This window comes from Caloranaerobacter longqiensis (genome assembly GCF_050286925.1).
Classification (GTDB): domain Bacteria; phylum Bacillota; class Clostridia; order Tissierellales; family Thermohalobacteraceae; genus Caloranaerobacter.
In genome coordinates this window covers 1-18,358 of the sequence record NZ_JBFWFX010000001.1, presented here as the reverse complement: position 1 = coordinate 18,358, position 18,358 = coordinate 1, and the positions used below count along the sequence as shown (strand labels likewise).

Sequence of the window (18,358 nt, the reverse complement as noted above, 5' to 3'; positions counted from 1 at the left end):
ATTTACATAATTATAAATTAGCACATTAAACTTTATACTTGTTTGAAGAATCTTAAATCATTTCATTCTTTTTCTCTTTATGTTTTTCCATTTTGGTTTTTCTATTAATTTGTTTTTTTAAATCATTCTCTAATATAGCAAAAATAAAAAAATCATGGCTTAAATGGAGCTTGCACTCATATTAAACCATGATTTTTGATAAAACTTTATTTTTAATGAAAGAAGTTTATTTGTAAGTAATATGAGTTTATTTTTGATATACATAGATAACAATTTTAAGGGTTAAGGATTAAGTATTTCTATAAAAAAGTTTTAAATCATCTTTTTAATCCGTGTCTTTTATTTCTTTTTCTTCTTAATAATTATTATAAGCATATTTTATTGTTTTCTATTATATTCTATTAAATCCTCTGCAAGTGGAAAACTTTTAAGAAAGTAATCTACTACTTCGTCTTGCTTTGCTATAATCAAAACAGATGCTGAATCCCAAGAAACTATTTCTATTTCAGCAAGGGGGTTTTGCATTTTATAATTATTACTCCAAAAACTTGGGTTTCCATCTGCATAGGAAAGGGGATACTTTAGAACATTCTCTATTTTAATATTTTTATCAAATGCAGAAAATACTCCCCATATGAATTGTATATTATTTTCAAATACAACTCGGGTTAAATCTTCTCCTGAAATCCACACATATTCTTTATCAAAAGGTATTAATTTATCTGGATAATGATTGCATTCATAATTTGAAATTAACCAATTATATTCTAATTATATATTATTAAGTGCTGCAAAAATCTTATTCATATAGGTATAGTACATTTTTTGTTTTGTAAGTATTGCTCCTCTCAATACAATCACCTCTAATAACATTATTTGATTTATTTTTATGAATATTATAAGCCTACTTCTTTCTGAAAATATAAGTTGCAAAAAATTCCTTATTATCTTCACTTTCAATATACTCAATAAGTTCAAACGAATCATTTAGTACATCAAAATCAGTAGGTTGAATAAAATCCTCTTTCCTTATCTTTTTATCAATCTTATGTTTATGTCCAAATCCAGATATAAATAAAAATCCATTAATAGATACATAATTCTTTATATCTGCAAGATTTTCTTGGCTTAATCTATAATGATTAATTACAATGTTATCAAATATTCTAATATTCTCTATTACCCATATATTTCATATTAGTTTACTCCTCTATGAAAAAATTATATTTATAAACTAGGTAATTAGTTAAAAAAATATAGATGGTAGATTTTCATTCCAATTCTTTACTTTACTTTCTAACAATTTTGATTTATTTGATGAATTAGGTAAAATAAAAATGTTTAACCATTCTATAAATGCTTCTGAACGATAATAGCAACCAACCTTTTCCCCATTTATATACAGCCAATATCTGCATCTACATCAAATTTAACTACTACTTTCACTATTATCACCTCGCACTTTTAAGTTTTCTTCATATAATTCAACAGAAGTTATATTTATTTTTTTATCTCATCTAAGATGGTAAAGGTGCAGTAAAATATTGTGAATATTATCCCAATACATATACTTATTATTGCCCATGTATTTGACTGTGCAACTGACATATTATTAAATATTAACCCAATAACTGAAAACACTCCCCACACTGAAATTATAAATACAATAAAAGTATATAAAAGAGATTTAAGAATTCTCTTCATAAATTTATTATTGTAATCTAATATATCTTGATCTTTTCTATCCATCTTTTCATTCTCCTTTATTAAAAGGCTTTATTTAATAATCTTGAAAAAAACTATATCATATAAAAATCTTTAAAATTAATTGCTATGCTGTTTAATGTTTTTAATATATGACAATAACCCCTTCAGTAGCAAATCCATTATGATTTTCTATAATGCTCAATTACTTATTAATAAATTTTTCACCATATAGTCTCAAGATTATTTTATTTATTTAATTATTCTAATATTATACCTCTTTTACCTTCTTTTTCTAAATAAAAAAACATGGTTAAAGAGGATTTCTCTTCTTCCCTTCAACCATACTTTCTAATAAAACTTTTTTTAGTTATAAAACTTTTTTTGCAGTGATAAGAGTTTTTTTGTGAGATATATAGTAACAGATTCAATGCCTTTATATATCAATAAATCTTTTTTGTTTTTAATTAATTCCCTTTGAAAAAACTAGAATAAAGTTCAGCATTTATTATATAAGATATGATATTATGGATAAATATCTATATTTGAAAACCATAAATATTATTAGGAGTGAATTTAGTATGGGTAGTTATCTCTTTCAATTAATAATATTTACAATTTCAGTATTATACATTCCTTTTCAAATCATAAACAGTTGGGGATATTGGAAATATAGAAAAAATAGATTTTCTATAAGAACAAATAAAATTTTAGAATTTATTGCATTGATTTTTTTATTTGGTTATTTTCCTATTTATAATCTCTGAAACTATTCCATATTGGCAAGATGTTCCCTTTCTCATCACGAGAAATTTTAAATATAAGGTATATTTTAATAAGTATGCAAAATATAGTATGGTTGAATATAGACTATATATAAAAATAAACAAAGATGGCTAAAGTTAATACATTATTTACTAAAAAAACATGGTTTTAAAGATATTTAATCTTTAAGACCATGTTTTTTAATAGAACTTTATTTTTAGTGAAAGAAGTTTATTTATAATATACAAGAGGCATATACATAATTATATTTCTCTTCTTCCTTCTAAAGCTTTTGATAATGTAACCTCATCTGCGTATTCTAAATCTCCTCCCACTGGTATTCCATGGGCTATTCGAGTAGTTTTTATCCCCATTGGTTTTATGAGCTTCGATATATACATTGCCGTAGCTTCACCTTCAATGGTAGGATTTGTAGCCAAAATAACTTCTTTTACTGGACTATTTTTTATTCTAACAAGCAATTCTCTAATTCTAATATCCTCTGGTCCAATACCTTCCATAGGTGAAATACTACCATGAAGCACATGATAAAGTCCCTTGAATTCTTTAGTTCTCTCCATTGCCACTATATCTTTAGGATCTTCAACTACACATATTAAAGTTTCATCTCTTCTTTTATTACTACAAATTATACAAGGGTCTCTATCCGTTAAATTTCCACATATACTACAATATTTGATATCCCTTTTTGCATTAACTATTGCATTTGCAAGACTTAATGCTTCTTCTTTTTTCATATTAAGTACATAAAACGCTAATCGTTGAGCTGTCTTTTTACCTACACCAGGTAGTTTCGAAAATTCTTCTATTAGTTTTGCAATCGGCTTAGGAAAGTATTCCATCTATATCACCTTCTTAGAATAAACCTGGCATTCCTCCAGTAATTTTCTGCATCTCACTAGTTACCATATCGTCTGCCTTTCTTAAGGCCTCATTTACTGCAGCTAAAATTAAATCCTGTAGCATTTCTATATCATCAGGATCTACTACATCTTTATCTATAGTTATATCTAGTATTTCTTTCTTACCATTTGCTTTAACTGTAACAGCTCCACCACCTGAACTTGCTTCTACTTCTCTTTCTTCTAGCTCTTTTTGCAACTTTGCTATTTCTTTTTGCATTTTTTGTACTTGCTTCATCATGTTATTGAAATTTCCCATGCCTGGAAATCTTCCTTTTGCCATTATATCATCCTCCTTAATTTTATTTTGTCAGACTAATTATATCAAACAACTTCAACTAAATCTTCACCAAAAATATTTTTAATCTGTTCAATTATATCTTTTTTTTTATCTTCCTGTTTATCCCCTGTCTTTTTTATTTCATTTGTCATAATAAATTTCATCTTTATATCACAATTAAAATATTTACTTATCGATTTTTCTACAAACTCTTTATTATTTTTCTTTTCTATAGCATCTTTATGAAAAGCAAAACCATCTTCGAAAGCTATTGTTAATATATTATTCTCAAAGCTAATTAATTTTCCTTCCATCAATAAAGCATGTATACTAATTTTCTCTTTCTTTAAGCTCTTTAGAAAATTTGACCACTCTGAATTTATTTTGTCAAAACTTATATTCTCATTATTAATATTTTCATCTTTCTTAAATATCTCATCTTTTGCTTGTACTTTCTGCTCTGAAGTATCTTTTTTAATATCTTCTGATATTGAAGTTTTAAATTCAGTATTGTATGAATAACTTGATTTACTTATATGGAATTTACCTTCTTCTATAATCTTTTCAAGTCTTGCAACCTTCTCTAATAAATTATCTATATCAATATCAGATTGTGATTTTATAAATTTTATTAACCCTACTTCTAAAATTATTCTAGGTTGAGACGACCATTTTGCTTTAACTTCTACGTCAGATAATATCTTAATAGCTCTCATTATATCATTTAATTCAATATTTTTCGCCTGCTTGCTTAGCTTATCTATCATTTCATCAGAAGCATCTATAATGTCTTCAATATTGTTAGAAGTTTTTGCTATCATTAAATTTCTAAAGTGCAAAATCAAATCTTTAATGAACTGATTAATATCTTTTCCGTCTCTGACTATCTTGTCAACTAACTCTAAAGTTTTGTCTAAATTACCATTAATAACAGCGTCGGTTACTTCAAAAATAATGTCTAGGTTTACTGTACCTAATATGGATAAAACATATTCATATGTTATTTTTCCATCAGAAAAAGATACACATTGGTCTAATATGCTGAGTGCATCTCTCATTGCACCATCAGAATTTCTAGCTATAAGCCTAAGACCTCTATCTTCTACATCTATATTTAATTCATCACATATAGACCTCATATTTTTAACAATATCATCTACACTTATTCTCTTAAAATCAAATCTTTGGCATCTTGATAATATTGTAGCTGGCAGTTTTTGAGGTTCTGTAGTAGCTAAAATAAATAACAGGTGCTTTGGTGGCTCTTCTAGCGTTTTTAAAAGTGCATTAAAAGCCCCTTTTGATAGCATATGAACCTCATCTATTATATAAACCTTATATTTTCCTTTTGAAGGAGGATATTTAACTTTTTCTCTTAATTCTCTTATATCATCTACACTATTGTTCGAAGCTGCATCCATCTCTATAACATCCATAATAGTGTCATTCAATATCCCTTTGCATATTTCACATTCATTACATGGATTTCCATCTTTATTGTTTAAACAATTAACAGCCCTTGCAAATATTTTAGCAGTAGATGTCTTACCTGTTCCCCTTGTTCCTGAAAACAAATATGCATGAGCAATATTATTATTTATTATTTGATTTTTCAATATTGTGGTAACATGTTCTTGACCTAAAACACTATCAAAATCCTTAGGTCTATATTTTCTATATAAAGCTTGATATGCCATTTCATCACCTTCAAATAGATGTTTTTCCATAATTAATTATATCAGATACTAAATACTTCTACCATAAAAAAGCAGCTAAAGCTGCTAGTCATTAAATATTAACCACAGTAAGATTTTGAAATCTCTATAATAGTTTCAGGATCCCTTCTATATATATCCACTAATGCATCCACAACCTCTGGATGAAATTGAGTCCCTTTATTTCTTATAATTTCTTTAATAGCATCTTCTATGCTCATAGCCTTTCTATACGATCTATTTGATGCCATCGCATCTAAAGCATCAGCAACACCTACTATACAAGCTTCTAAAGGTAATTCTTCTAATTTGCTTTCTTCTGGATACCCTTTTAAATCATACCTTTTATGATGATATTTGATTACATTCATAACAACATCTGAAAAACCTACATTTTGAAGTATTCTAGCACCTATTGTAGGATGCTTTTTTATCTCATTAAATTCTTCATCCGTCAGTCCCCCTGCTTTAGTAAGTATTGAATCCTTAATTCCTATTTTCCCTATATCATGAAGAATACCGCCTATTTCTACTTCCTCACATACTTTGTCAGGTAATCCCATATGTTTTGCAATTAAATATGAATATTTAGAAACTCTATATGAATGACCTTCTGTATATTTATCTTTCGCTTCTACTGTTGCTGCTAAGGTCTTTATCGTTCTTAGATAGCTTTCTTTTAGTCCATTGTATAAATTTATATTTTCAATTATCATAGCTACTTGATTAGCTACAGAAGTCAAAATAGTAATTTGGCTTTCATTCATTTCTTTTTTTGTAGCTACTGCAAGCACCCCTAGAATTTTTTCCCTTGCAATAAGTGGAATAGTATTTATACAATTAACTTTACCACTTTTGATAATCCTTTCATTGTACTTACTTGTATTTTCTTCAGTAAATTCACTAGTTGTAATAATTTTGCCTTCTATTACAGCTTTCCCTAAAATATCTTCATCAATCGGTATATCATCAAACCATATAATATCTGTCAGTTCACCTGAATAAGCCATTAATTTCAATTTATTATCTTTTGTCAATAGTCTTATCGTACACAAAGGAATTTTCATGAGGTCTACTATATCATCAACGACCATTTTTAGAAGTTTATCTAAATTCATAGTAGAATTTAAGTTTTTGCTGATTTTATTGATTGTAAAAAGTTCTTCATTTTTTCTTATAATTTGACTATATAATTTTTTTCTCTCTGTAATGTCCCTTAGTACACCATGCACACCAACAAGTTTTCCTTTATCAAATATTCTTCTAGTACTAACTTCTCCTATTACTTCCTTTCCATTTTTAGATATTAACACAACTTGAATATTATCATAATCACTTTCTAACAACTTCTCAAAATTACTATCTAAATTAGCACTCTTGCCACCTTTACTATTAAAATACCATATCTTTGATAGAAAATCCCTTATATCTGTACCTATAGCTTCTTCTTTATCATACTTCAACATGTCTTTAATCTGGTCATTTACAAAAGTAATTCTATAATTAGAATCAATAGCCCATACTAAATCATTCATATTTTCAACTAATAACCTATACTTTTCTTCTGACTCGTTAAGTTCTAAAGCCATCGATTGGAGCTGTTCATATGAAGCTTCTAACTCCATATTCATGCCCTGTAACTGTTTATTATTTTCTATTAACATTTTTGTCTGTTCGCTCAGTCTTTTATAGGATTTATTAAGTTCTTCTGCTGTTCTATTAAAAGCTTTTGCTAATTGTCCAAATTCATCATTTCTATACATTGGTATTTTATAATCATAATTACCTTTATATAATTCAATAGTTCCTTCTCTTAATTCTTCTAATGGTTTAGAAAACTGATTAGATAAAAATGAAGCTAATAATATTACAAATATTAGTGTAAATATTACAGTTGTTATTATGTATTCATTTATTTTTATTATATTTTTATAAAATACGCCTTTATCTATCAAACAAACTAATTTCCATCCTACCTTAGAAATGATTGATTGAATAACAAAATACTCTTTATCTTGAATTGATATTTTTCCGTTATCGCCATCTATCAATGCTGCTAAATTAATATTCTTTAGTTCTTTGTCAAAACTATTAGTTGCTCTATTAGTTTCATAAAAAAAATTTATTTCTTTACCTTCTAAAGTTGTAACTCTAATAGTAAAACCATCAGCTGCTAATTTATTTTCTAACTCCTTAAATATATCTTCTATAGACTTAATAAATATATTTGCCCCTATTACTTCTTTAATATCTCCTGTTTCATCTTTTATAGGAATAAGCACAGTCAGAAACGTTTTTCCAGTTTTTAAATCTTTATAAGGTTGACTCCATAAAGTATTCCCATTCTTTAAAACTTCATCATATAATAATTTTATTCTAATATCAATTTCATCATTCAATAAAATAGAGTTATGTTTTTCTTTATCTTTTGTAATTATATATATATCTGAGAAAGAATCTATCTCTTTAGCTAAATTTTTAAGATAATCGCTTACCTTTTCAGAATTAATTACTAAATCCTTCTCTTTTTTATAAATTAAATAATTAGTTGCAATAGTCTCTAAAATTCTTTCTTTATCATTAAACCATCTATTAATTTCATCTGCTTTATTATTAACAAACTGAGTTTTAATATCTATTGCCTGATTTATTATTTGTTCTTTTACTGTAAAATCTATCACAATTCCCAAAGTAATAATTGGAATAATAGCTAATATGATAAGAGTAATAATCAATTTTCTCTTAAACGAACCAAATATCATCACTAACACCCTCTATTGCTTCTAAGTAGTTAAAATTATTGAATTTTCTGATAAAAAAGTTGCAATACTATATATTCTACATAATACAACATTTTCCTCTTTTTTTCTACATAATTCTACAAAAAAAAGAACTATGATTTATATCATAGTTCTTTAATTCAAAGCCGTGCACCCGACCTCGACTTACTACTCCAAGCGTTACCTGAGCAGTTAACTCAGATCAGGCACCCCTACGGCACACGGAAGTGTTCACTTACCGCTGCTTCCTCCCGGACCTGACGGGGTTCATGAATTTCCGTTGCGTAGGACCCAATCGTCAACGCCACTTACTCAGGGCAGACCTCACAATAGTAAGCCTCAATCGGGAATTCGACCCTGCTATAGCGGATTGCAGGTTACAGGGCACCGCTACCTCCCCATCTAGCACGGCAAACTTTAATTTTGGCGGAGAGAGCGGGATTCGAACCCGCGAGACGCTTTTCGCGTCTACCCGCTTTCCAGGCGAGCGCCTTCAGCCAGACTCAGCCATCTCTCCACATATATTATATTAAAGTCATGCAAATATAATTATATCATCTCCTATTAGTTTTTGTAAAGTGTTAAATAATACTAAATTACGCCATGCCAAGCTATTTTAGACAAAAGACAGGCTAATAGCTAACGCTAAATAATAAAAAGCAAACAATCTATGAAATGTCTATTTTAGACGTTTCTATCGCAGTAAGTTTTAACAATCAAAGCTACTTTTCAAGATTATTTAAACACATCTACTTTAAAATAATATCTATTTACTACAAATAACTTAATATGCTTATTACAATATAAGTTAATAGTAAAATCAATCCTGATGTTCTTTTTAATTTATCTTTACTAAATATAGTGCTTAATCTGAATACAGCTAAGACAAATATCATTGCTGGAAAATATAATTTGAAAAAATCAGGAGTAACGTGTATACCTTCTTTTGAAAAGGCTGCCGCTGATCCTACCACGAATAGTACATTTAAAATATCTGCACCTATAACATTACCAATAGCTAATTCTCCATGACCTTTTATAGAAGCTGTAACAGATGTAACAAGTTCTGGAAGTGATGTGCCAAATGCAACTAAAGTAGCTGCTATTACACTATTTGGAACATTTAATCTCATAGCCGTTTCTTGTACTGTTGGAATTAATATTTTCGAAGAGATAATAATAATAACTACACCTAAAACTAGTTTTATTAAAATCATAAATTTATTTTTTATTTTTCCGCTAGACTCTACTACAACTGAATCTTCATTTTTACTATTTTTAGTCCATTTTATAGAAGTGTATATATATACTATTAACAAGAAAACAAGTAAAAATCCAGATAAATTAGATATATATCCTCCTTTAGTAAATATATATCTTAAAGAAGTGAATGGTATAGAAACTAACACTAACAATAATCCAGCAAAAAATTGAATCCAACCATGCCTATTAACAACATCTTTCTGTATTTTAAGTGGGGAAATTAATGCTGCAATACCAAGTATGAGTCCTGTATCACATATTACAGAACCAACTGCATTCCCTAAAGCTAAACTAGAATTGCCTGTAATTGATGCCATGACCGAAACTGAAGCTTCAGGAAGTGTAGTTCCTAAACTCACAATTGTAGCACCAATAATCATTTTTGGTATTCCTAATTCCTCTGATAATGCTACTGCCTCGTCTACTAGTAAATCAGCTCCTTTACTTAACGTATATAAAGTTATTGCTATAATCATAAAGAGAACTGGTAAAGATGCATCAGTAATAATATTTGATATTAACGATTCCATAAAAACACCTTCCTTTTTTAATTCATAAGGAATTATTATACCTTATTGAATTGTGAATAATTTTAAATATAATTTTCGTCTTTGTAAAAATAAAGACTTGAGTATAACGTAATAACGCTATACACAAGTCTCACTATTTAAAATTAAGCCAGATAAGAAAACTTATCATGATGTTGGCTTAATTACACTTAAAAAGTGCTAGTTACTCCCCTGTGCACTTATGAATTTATTCATTATAATATTAACTTTTAAATCAATTAGTGCTTTGTCTTAAAAAAACAATAATATCAATTTTTATATGGCGGAGAGAGAGGGATTCGAACCCTCGGTACACCTTAGGGGGTGTACACCTGATTTCGAGTCAGGCGCATTCGACCAGCTCTGCCATCTCTCCATATTTAAAATATAGCTAATAAGCTAATAATAAAATTTCTATATATGTATTACTTTTTTGAATCTCCTCTAAGTTTTTTAAAAAATTCTTTCATAATATCAGAGCAATGTTTATCTAACACACCCCATACAACATCTACTCTGTGATTAAATTTAGGATTATCAACTATATTTATTACAGAACCACAGCCGCCCATTTTTATATCTCTAGCACCTATAACAAGTCTTTCTATCCTAGAATTTATTATTGCTCCTGCACACATTGGACAAGGCTCTATAGTAACATACATAGTGGTTCCTAAAAGTCTCCAACCTCCTAGTGCTTTACTTGCCTCTTTAATAGCTATAATCTCTGCATGGCAAGTGGCGTCCTTTAATGTTTCTTTAGTATTATGTCCTCTTCCTATAACCTTTCCATCTTTTACAATAATAGCTCCTACAGGAACCTCATCAATTTTATAAGCTTTATATGCTTCTTCTAAAGCCAATCTCATGAAATATTCATCCATAGACAAGCTTCTCCTATATACAAAAATGGCGCACCCGAGAGGATTCGAACCTCCGACACACGGCTTAGGAGGCCGCCGCTCTATCCTACTGAGCTACGGGTGCACAAAATATAATCATTACCACAACTATATATGATACATCAATATATATTTTTTGTCAAATCAAGTTTAATATAACAAGGTATCAGGATATCCTGATACCTAGACTATTTCTTAATTACTTCTAATCCACCCATATATGGTCTTAGCACTTCTGGTATAACTACACTTCCATCTTCTTGTTGATAATTTTCAAGTATTGCTGCAAATGTCCTTCCTACTGCTAAACCAGAACCATTTAGAGTATGAACAAATGTTACCTTACCTTTATCATTTGGTCTATATCTCATATTTAACCTTCTTGCTTGGTAATCTTCAAAATTACTACAAGATGATATTTCTACATATCTGTTATAACTTGGCATCCAAACTTCTATATCATAAGTTTTTGCAGCTGAAAATCCTAAATCTCCAGAACATAATTCTACTACTCTATATGGTAATTTTAGAAGCTGTAAAACTTTTTCAGCACAATTAGTTAATGTTTCTAATTCGCTGTATGAATTCTCTGGTTTAACTATTTTAACTAATTCAACCTTATCAAATTGATGATTTCTAATAAGACCTCTAGTATCTCTCCCAGCCGAACCTGCTTCTTGCCTAAAACAAGGTGTATAAGCAACATAGTATATTGGTAGCATTTCTTCTTTTAATATTTCATCTCTGTGTATATTAGTTACAGGAACTTCTGCTGTAGGAACTAAAAAGAAGTCTTTACTAGGTAGTCTAAAAGCATCTTCTTCGAATTTTGGAAGCTGGCCTGTTCCAATCATACTATCTCTATTTACCATAAATGGTGGCATTATTTCTGTAAACCCATGTTCCTTAGTATGCAAGTTTATCATAAAGTTGATTAATGCTCTTTCAAGCATTGCTCCATACCCTTTAAATAGAGCAAATCTTGAACCTGTAATTTTAGAAGCTCTCTCAAAATCTAATATATCTAAATCAGCACCGATATCCCAATGAGCTTTTGGCTCAAAATCAAACTTTGTAGGATTTCCCCATCTCCTAACTTCAACATTATCTTCATCACTATCTCCTATTGGAATATCAGGATGAGGTGTATTGGGTATTCTTAACAAAGCTTCTCTTAATTGATTATCAATTTCCTTAACTAATACATCAATGTCCTTAATCTTTTGAGATAATTCCTTCATTTCATTTAGTACTTCCGAAATATCTTTTCCTTCCTTCTTAAGCTTTGGTATCTCTTTTGATACAGCATTTTGTTTTGCCTTCATTTCTTCAACTTGAACTAATAGTTTTCTTCTCTTTTCATCTAGTTCCAGTACCTCATCAATTTCTGAACCTAAACCTCTTTTTTCTAGAGCTTTCCTCACTTCATCTGGATTATTTCTTATTCTTTTAATATCTAACATAGAGAACCCCTCTTCTTTTACTATCTTTATTCTAAAAAAAAATTCCCATCCCTAAATTATTTAGGGACGAGAAGTTTTCCCGCGTTGCCACCCTAGTTAGCTTTAAGCTCACTTTTGTGCACTATAACCGGTGCATCGGTTTTACTTTTGGGTAAAAAGCTCCAGGACGGATTCGATAACCGCTCCCACCGATTTCCACCAACCATCGGCTCTCTTAAGGAAGCAAATTATCTACTATTTCCCTTCAAAGCTTTTTTCCTATCTAATTTTGAGCATAATTTTACCATACAAAATAATCTTTTTCAAGGTGATTTCAAAATTTTGTGTGATTATTTTATGATAATATCACCATAACGTTTAAAACATAAATATGTAGAACAAAATCTTCAATTTAAATAAATTAAGGAAGATTTTGCCTATATCCATTACGGAAATTATATTTAAAATTATCCACAAATTAATGTAGTTTATAACGACTCTGGCATGTAAACATGCCAGACAAAGTTTCAATAAAATCAATATTAAATTTTTAAAATATGGGATTTTATTATAATTTCCTATGGATTATAAAAAAATATTAATACTATTCTCCCCAAAACTATTGTATATATTTCATAAATTTGTCAACAATACAAATATATAATTGGTTAGGAGGGTTATTATGAACAATATAGACTTTATTGCTCAATTAAGTGATTTAAAAGAAATAGATTATAGAAATACCTTAGCTATTGCAAGCATCATTGAAGTTCTAGTAGATAAAGGAATTATTAATAGAAATGATATAGCTATAAAAGCTAAACAATTAGACTCTATGTCTGCTGAAGAAATAAAAATAATGAGGACTAATGAAATTTAGTCCTCATCACTTTCATACATATCATTAAACCCATATATATCTTTACTGAAATATCTATCACTTCTATCAGGCATTAAAGTTACAATGTTAATTTTCTTATCGCCTTTATATTTCTTTGCATATTTTATTGCAGCTACCAAATTGGCTCCTGAAGATGATCCAACTGTAAGTCCTGATTTTACTGCAATATCCCTAACCATATCATACGCTTCATCATCATTTACATAAATAGCTTCATCAACTAAAGACATATCCATAGTTTCAGGTACAAAATCATTACCAATTCCCTCTATTCTATAAGCAGCATACTCGCCACCACCTAATATTGAACCTACTGGATCGGCTAATATTCCTTTTATATTTTTATTCTTTTCTTTTAAATACTTAACTATACCAGAATAAGCACCACCAGTTCCTGCACCTGCAACAAATACATCTATTTCTCCATCCATATCGTCATATATTTCTGGACCTGTCATTACATAATGTGCCTCTGGATTTAGTGGATTTGTAAATTGATTAAGTACATAACCATTTGGAATTTCTTTTAATAATTCTTCTATTTTTCTATAAGCCCCTTCCATTCCTTCTTTTGTAGGTGTACTATAAACTTCTGCACCTAATCCTCTCATGATAATCTGTTTTTCAATAGAGAATTTACCTGGTACTACTAATATAACTCTGTATCCTTTTTGTACACCTAATAACGCTAACGCAATACCTGTATTACCTGCTGTAGCTTCAAGTAAAGTATCCCCTGGCTTAATAATACCTTTTTTTTCGGCTTGCTCTAACATATACAAAACTGTTCTATCTTTTATACTACCACCAGGATTAAGATATTCTAATTTCGCAAATATATTTACATTATTTGGTATACCATAAGCTTTATTATCAAATTTAAACATTGGTGTATTTCCTATTATTTGACTTATATTTTCTATATATTTCTTCATTTTATTCACCTTCTTGTTCAAGCTTTTCTAAAACTGTTTTTGCATATTCTTTAGCTGAAAATAATGAATGGTCTCTGAAATTGCCACATTGCACTTCATTCGTAGCTGGAACCTCTTCTTCTTTAGTTTCTATAATTCTTTTTAAAACTCTAATCCAAGCCTTTCTGATATCTTCAACATCTGTTTCTCCAAATTTTATTAAATAAAATCCAGTTCTACATCCCATAGGTGAAATATCTATAATATTTTCTATTTCATCTCTAAAATAAGTTGCCATCAAATGTTCAATTGTATGCATTGCAGCTGTTGGTATAGCACCTACATTAGGTTGTATAAATCTTAAATCATATTTTTGCACTATGTCACCCTTAGGACCAATTATCTTGCCAGCTTTCCTTACATAAGGAGCCTTCACTTTTGTATGGTCTAATTCAAAACTCTCTACTTTCATTGGATTAATCTTTCTCCTTCCTATTGATTTACTGATTCATTGTTTAATGAGTTATTTAAACTATTTAAAATATTTTCTAATTTATTTAAATACTCTCCATATTTAGCCCAATCACCTTTTTGAGAAGCCTCTTTAGCTTTATTAAATATTTCATTTGCTCTTTTTATTATTTCTTTTAAATTTCCATCTGATATATTTACATCTACATTATCAATTACACCATTTTTATCTTCTTCTCTATCTATCTGTCCGAAGATTTTAGTAAGAGCTTCTTCTAAAGTTTCTTCCATAACTATTTTATTTTTATATGCAACTATTACTCTTTTAACCTCTGGTAAACTATTTTCATTATCAGCTTGTAAATATATAGGTTCTACATATAATAGAGACTTTTCTATTGGTATTACTAATAAATTTCCTCTTAACACTATAGAACCTTTTTGACTCCATAATGTCAATTGTGGTGAAATATTTGAATCTTGATCTATTCTAGATTCTATCATCATTAAACCGTCTACAGTTTTAGATTTCGGAAATTTATAAATAAATAGTTTACCATAATTTTCTCCATCATTTCTAGCAACAAATAGTGCTGTCATATTAGGCTTTGTAGCTGGTGTATAAGGTACTGTTAAAAGAAATTCTGCTTTATCTTCATCTGGTAATTTAAACATAACATAATTTGATTCAGCCCTTTGAACATTTGACATATATTTTTCTTTAGCTATATCCCATACGTCTTCTTTGTTATAAAAAACAACAGGATTATTTATATGATATACCTTATATACTTCAGACTGTATATCAAATAGTAATTGAGGATATCTAACATGCTCCCTTAAACCTTTAGGCATCTGACTTTTATCTAGAAATAAATCAGAAAATATATTTTTATAAGTCATTATTATAGGATCTTCTTCATCAAATACATAGTATTTAGTAGTTCCATTGTAAGCATCTATAACTACCTTTACTGAATTTCTAATATAGTTAATATTTGTGTCTCTATAAGGCTGTGAATATGGATATCTACTACTTACAGTATATCCATCAATTATCCAGTAAAGTTTACCATCTTCTTGATTTATAACTAAATATGGGTCGCTATCATATATAATAAAAGGTGCTATCTTTTTTACCCTATCTATAATATTTCTATTTATTATGATTTTACTATCAGAATTAATATCACTTGATAATATCAGTTTAAAACTTCCCTCTCTAATTGCAAATAATAGTCTGTTTATTCCACTTAATTTTATACCTGCTGAGCCTTGATATACTGCTTCTTGATTATTTTCACCAATTGGATAGTCAAATTCTTTTTCATCCGTATTTACTACTATATAATTATTAGTTAATTCACCGAAGTATATTTCTGGCCTTTTTATCTTTAAATCTGTCTCTGTAACAGGTGGAATATCCTTTATTAGAAGTTTAGGCTGCCCTTCTGGTGTAACTGAATTAACTGGTGATAAAGTAAGTCCATATCCATGAGTATATTTCAAATGTAAATTAATCCAAGTTTTAGCTTGGTCACTCAATTTTTCTTGATCTAATTCTCTTGCTGCTAAAAATACTTGTGTATATTCTCCATTTATATAATATCTATCTATATCTATATCATTAAATCTGTAATACTGTCTTATTCCTTGCAACTGGTTATATACTTGATTTATAGGTCTATAATCATTAATTCTTATATTTTTTATAGTTTCTTTATTTTTAATCAAATCTTCTTTCGTTAAATTTTGTTCAACATTAAAATTCATTTCTTTTACATTGTCTAATCCGTATGCCTTTTGAGTATATTCTATGTTGTATTTTAAATATTTTTCTTCTTTTGAAATCTCATTCGGTTCAACTATAAACTGCTGAAATAATCCACTAACTATACTTCCTAGCATAGAAAATATTATTAAAACTACAGGACCTGTTAATGCTAATCTAACTTTTCTTTTAATAGTACCAATTAAAAATCCTATCGCTGAAATTACAGATATAAAAGCCATTATTCTATAAACCCATAAAGATATATGAACATCAGTAAAACTTGCACCATATACTTTTCCTCTAGTTGAATACAATATTTCATAGCTTTTTAATATATAGTTTAAACCGAATATAATAAATATTACTAAACCTATTAATCCTATTTGAAATAATATAACTTTAAAAATTCTCTTATTAAATAAAGAATCTAAGTTTCTAACCGGAACATCATAAAATTCATCTTCATTATAAACCCCTGGCCTTCTTATTGCCAAAAGGATTAGATAAAATACAACAGTTAAAATAATTAATATAAACAAAAGTAGTAATAGTAAATCTATAATTTCACTTAACAAAGGCAATTTAAATATGTAAAACGATATATCTTTATTAAATATAGGGTCTTTAATATTAAAATTGTTTGAATTGATAAACTTTAATATAGTAAACCATAAATTACCTGCAAATATTGAAGAAATGTATAATGAAACCAAAGCTGAAACAGCCCAAATTATAGAGTTTAATCTTTTTTCTGCAGCCCTATTCGATATTATACCAGCCACTTTATAATAGCTTTTTTTGATAGATTTAAAATAAAAAGCTAATAATAAAGTTAATAAAATAAAAGTAGGTATTCCTATTGTAAATTGAGTTCTTAATTTTGTGAAAAATGTCTTAGTATATCCTAATTCCTTAAACCATAGATAATCCGTAATAAAATTTATGATACTTGAAAAAGAACTTATTAAAACTAATGCTAAAATTATAACAATACTAATTATATAACCGGTCTTTTTGTTCAAATTTAATTTCCCCCCTCAAAAAAAATAGATAGTATAATATCATATTATCATTATACTACCCATTTAATACATATTTCAAACTTTGTAAGTTATCTTTTATCATCAGTAACTCGTCCATCACTACTTAAATCTATAATCTCACCCAAATATCTTGATCTTGGCTTCAAAAAATTTACAAGTACATAATCTTTAACTCGAGCTAAAGCCTCTCTACTTTTATATAAAGGCATTTTAGGATAAATATGTTTGTCCGCTATGACTCCATATGCTTCTATACCTAATTTTCTAGCAATATAAATTGCTCTTGGTAAATGATATTCTTGAGTAACAATAATAATCTTTTTTGCTTGAAAAATATGCTTAGCCCTATATAAACTATCATATGTATTAAATCCTGCATGGTCCAAAAAAATATCTTCTACTGGTACATTTTGCGATATTGCATATTTTTTCATAGCATTAACTTCATCATATGATTTTCGTCCATGATCTCCACTTAATAAAACTTTTTTCACTATATTATTTTTATAAAGTTCAATTCCAATATCTAACCTATCTTGAAGAATAGGCGATACTCTTCCATTATTATATACTAAAGCTCCTAGAACTAAAGCTGCCTCGCATTTTGGTGCATCTTCTAAAGATACAATATATTTACTAGAAAAATTGATTATATTATAATTAATAATTCCTATCATTCCTATTACAAATATAATACCTATCAATAAAATAAATAATATTCGTTTAAATAATCTATTCATGATACACCATCTCCAATTAAACAAAGAATTCTTATTAGATTATAACATAATTTTATACAAAAAATAAAAGAAATCCGGCAACGACCTACTCTCCCAGGCGGTCTCCCGCCAAGTACCATCGGCGCTGGAGGGCTTAACTTCTGTGTTCGGAATGGGAACAGGTGTGACCCCTCCGCCATTGTCACCGGATTTG

15 protein-coding genes, 3 tRNA genes, 1 rRNA gene, 1 other RNA gene and 1 other annotated feature are annotated in these 18,358 nt (G+C 28.6%); of the genes, 2 read left to right on the top strand and 18 right to left on the bottom strand.

Annotated elements, in window-relative coordinates:
- Positions 1 to 378: 378 nt before the first annotated feature.
- The 8 genes from AB4Y15_RS00100 to AB4Y15_RS00065 all read right to left on the bottom strand — a co-directional run bounded on the left by AB4Y15_RS00100 (position 379) and on the right by AB4Y15_RS00065 (position 8,684).
- Positions 379 to 693: a hypothetical protein gene (locus tag AB4Y15_RS00100; RefSeq protein ID WP_427337663.1), complete on the bottom strand. Its 315-nt coding sequence runs from the start codon at positions 691 to 693 to the stop codon at positions 379 to 381.
- Positions 694 to 1,500: 807 nt separating this feature from the next.
- On the bottom strand, positions 1,501 to 1,749 hold the full coding sequence (locus AB4Y15_RS00095) for a hypothetical protein (protein ID WP_427337662.1): 249 nt from the start codon (positions 1,747 to 1,749) through the stop codon (positions 1,501 to 1,503).
- A 983-nt stretch (positions 1,750 to 2,732) separates the two neighbouring features.
- Positions 2,733 to 3,332 carry a recombination mediator RecR gene (gene recR / locus AB4Y15_RS00090; RefSeq protein ID WP_427337661.1) on the bottom strand — a complete coding sequence of 200 codons (600 nt, stop codon included), beginning with the start codon at positions 3,330 to 3,332 and terminating at the stop codon, positions 2,733 to 2,735.
- A 13-nt stretch (positions 3,333 to 3,345) separates the two neighbouring features.
- The gene (locus tag AB4Y15_RS00085; protein ID WP_427337660.1) at positions 3,346 to 3,675 is read right to left on the bottom strand and encodes a YbaB/EbfC family nucleoid-associated protein; all 330 of its coding nucleotides are present in this window, start codon (positions 3,673 to 3,675) and stop codon (positions 3,346 to 3,348) included.
- 41 nt (positions 3,676 to 3,716) lie between these two features.
- The gene (gene dnaX / locus AB4Y15_RS00080; RefSeq protein ID WP_427337659.1) at positions 3,717 to 5,399 is read right to left on the bottom strand and encodes a DNA polymerase III subunit gamma/tau; all 1,683 of its coding nucleotides are present in this window, start codon (positions 5,397 to 5,399) and stop codon (positions 3,717 to 3,719) included.
- A 68-nt stretch (positions 5,400 to 5,467) separates the two neighbouring features.
- Complete coding sequence (locus AB4Y15_RS00075) at positions 5,468 to 8,149, bottom strand: HD domain-containing phosphohydrolase (protein WP_427337658.1); 2,682 nt, start codon at positions 8,147 to 8,149, stop codon at positions 5,468 to 5,470.
- A 164-nt stretch (positions 8,150 to 8,313) separates the two neighbouring features.
- Positions 8,314 to 8,578: signal recognition particle sRNA large type (gene ffs / locus AB4Y15_RS00070), an RNA gene on the bottom strand.
- Between the two features lie 13 nt (positions 8,579 to 8,591).
- Positions 8,592 to 8,684, bottom strand: a tRNA-Ser gene (locus AB4Y15_RS00065).
- A gap of 158 nt (positions 8,685 to 8,842) precedes the next feature.
- Here AB4Y15_RS00065 and AB4Y15_RS00060 point away from each other — a divergent pair.
- The gene (locus AB4Y15_RS00060) at positions 8,843 to 8,950 is read left to right on the top strand and encodes a helix-turn-helix transcriptional regulator (protein ID WP_427337657.1); all 108 of its coding nucleotides are present in this window, start codon (positions 8,843 to 8,845) and stop codon (positions 8,948 to 8,950) included.
- On the opposite strand, the gene AB4Y15_RS00055 is transcribed toward AB4Y15_RS00060, so the two are convergent.
- From AB4Y15_RS00055 to serS, 5 genes are all read right to left on the bottom strand, one after another.
- The gene (locus tag AB4Y15_RS00055; RefSeq protein ID WP_427337656.1) at positions 8,941 to 9,960 is read right to left on the bottom strand and encodes a calcium/sodium antiporter; all 1,020 of its coding nucleotides are present in this window, start codon (positions 9,958 to 9,960) and stop codon (positions 8,941 to 8,943) included. The genes AB4Y15_RS00060 and AB4Y15_RS00055 overlap by 10 nt on opposite strands.
- 299 nt (positions 9,961 to 10,259) lie before the next feature.
- Positions 10,260 to 10,354 (bottom strand) — tRNA-Ser (locus AB4Y15_RS00050).
- Between the two features lie 49 nt (positions 10,355 to 10,403).
- A complete protein-coding gene (tadA, locus tag AB4Y15_RS00045; RefSeq protein ID WP_427337655.1) occupies positions 10,404 to 10,862 on the bottom strand; it encodes a tRNA adenosine(34) deaminase TadA in 459 nt (152 codons plus the stop codon).
- Between the two features lie 26 nt (positions 10,863 to 10,888).
- Positions 10,889 to 10,965: transfer RNA gene (locus AB4Y15_RS00040), tRNA-Arg, on the bottom strand.
- A 103-nt stretch (positions 10,966 to 11,068) separates the two neighbouring features.
- Positions 11,069 to 12,343, bottom strand: coding sequence for a serine--tRNA ligase (gene serS / locus AB4Y15_RS00035; RefSeq protein ID WP_427337654.1), 1,275 nt, complete (start codon positions 12,341 to 12,343; stop codon positions 11,069 to 11,071).
- 59 nt (positions 12,344 to 12,402) lie between these two features.
- Positions 12,403 to 12,600 (bottom strand) — a binding site (T-box leader).
- Between the two features lie 404 nt (positions 12,601 to 13,004).
- Here serS and AB4Y15_RS00030 point away from each other — a divergent pair.
- Positions 13,005 to 13,202 carry a hypothetical protein gene (locus tag AB4Y15_RS00030; RefSeq protein WP_427337653.1) on the top strand — a complete coding sequence of 66 codons (198 nt, stop codon included), beginning with the start codon at positions 13,005 to 13,007 and terminating at the stop codon, positions 13,200 to 13,202.
- Here AB4Y15_RS00030 and AB4Y15_RS00025 read toward each other — a convergent pair.
- The 5 genes from AB4Y15_RS00025 to rrf all read right to left on the bottom strand — a co-directional run bounded on the left by AB4Y15_RS00025 (position 13,199) and on the right by rrf (position 18,354).
- A complete protein-coding gene (locus AB4Y15_RS00025) occupies positions 13,199 to 14,158 on the bottom strand; it encodes a PLP-dependent cysteine synthase family protein (RefSeq protein ID WP_427337652.1) in 960 nt (319 codons plus the stop codon). The two genes, AB4Y15_RS00030 and AB4Y15_RS00025, sit on opposite strands and share 4 nt — an antisense overlap.
- 1 nt (position 14,159) lies before the next feature.
- Positions 14,160 to 14,609 carry an S-ribosylhomocysteine lyase gene (locus AB4Y15_RS00020; protein ID WP_427337651.1) on the bottom strand — a complete coding sequence of 150 codons (450 nt, stop codon included), beginning with the start codon at positions 14,607 to 14,609 and terminating at the stop codon, positions 14,160 to 14,162.
- 20 nt (positions 14,610 to 14,629) lie between these two features.
- Entirely contained in the window at positions 14,630 to 17,404 is a 2,775-nt protein-coding gene (locus AB4Y15_RS00015; RefSeq protein WP_427337650.1) for a UPF0182 family membrane protein, read from the bottom strand.
- An 89-nt stretch (positions 17,405 to 17,493) separates the two neighbouring features.
- On the bottom strand, positions 17,494 to 18,165 hold the full coding sequence (locus AB4Y15_RS00010) for a SanA/YdcF family protein (RefSeq protein ID WP_427337649.1): 672 nt from the start codon (positions 18,163 to 18,165) through the stop codon (positions 17,494 to 17,496).
- 72 nt (positions 18,166 to 18,237) lie between these two features.
- Positions 18,238 to 18,354: ribosomal RNA gene (gene rrf / locus AB4Y15_RS00005) — 5S ribosomal RNA — on the bottom strand.
- Positions 18,355 to 18,358: the final 4 nt, after the last annotated feature.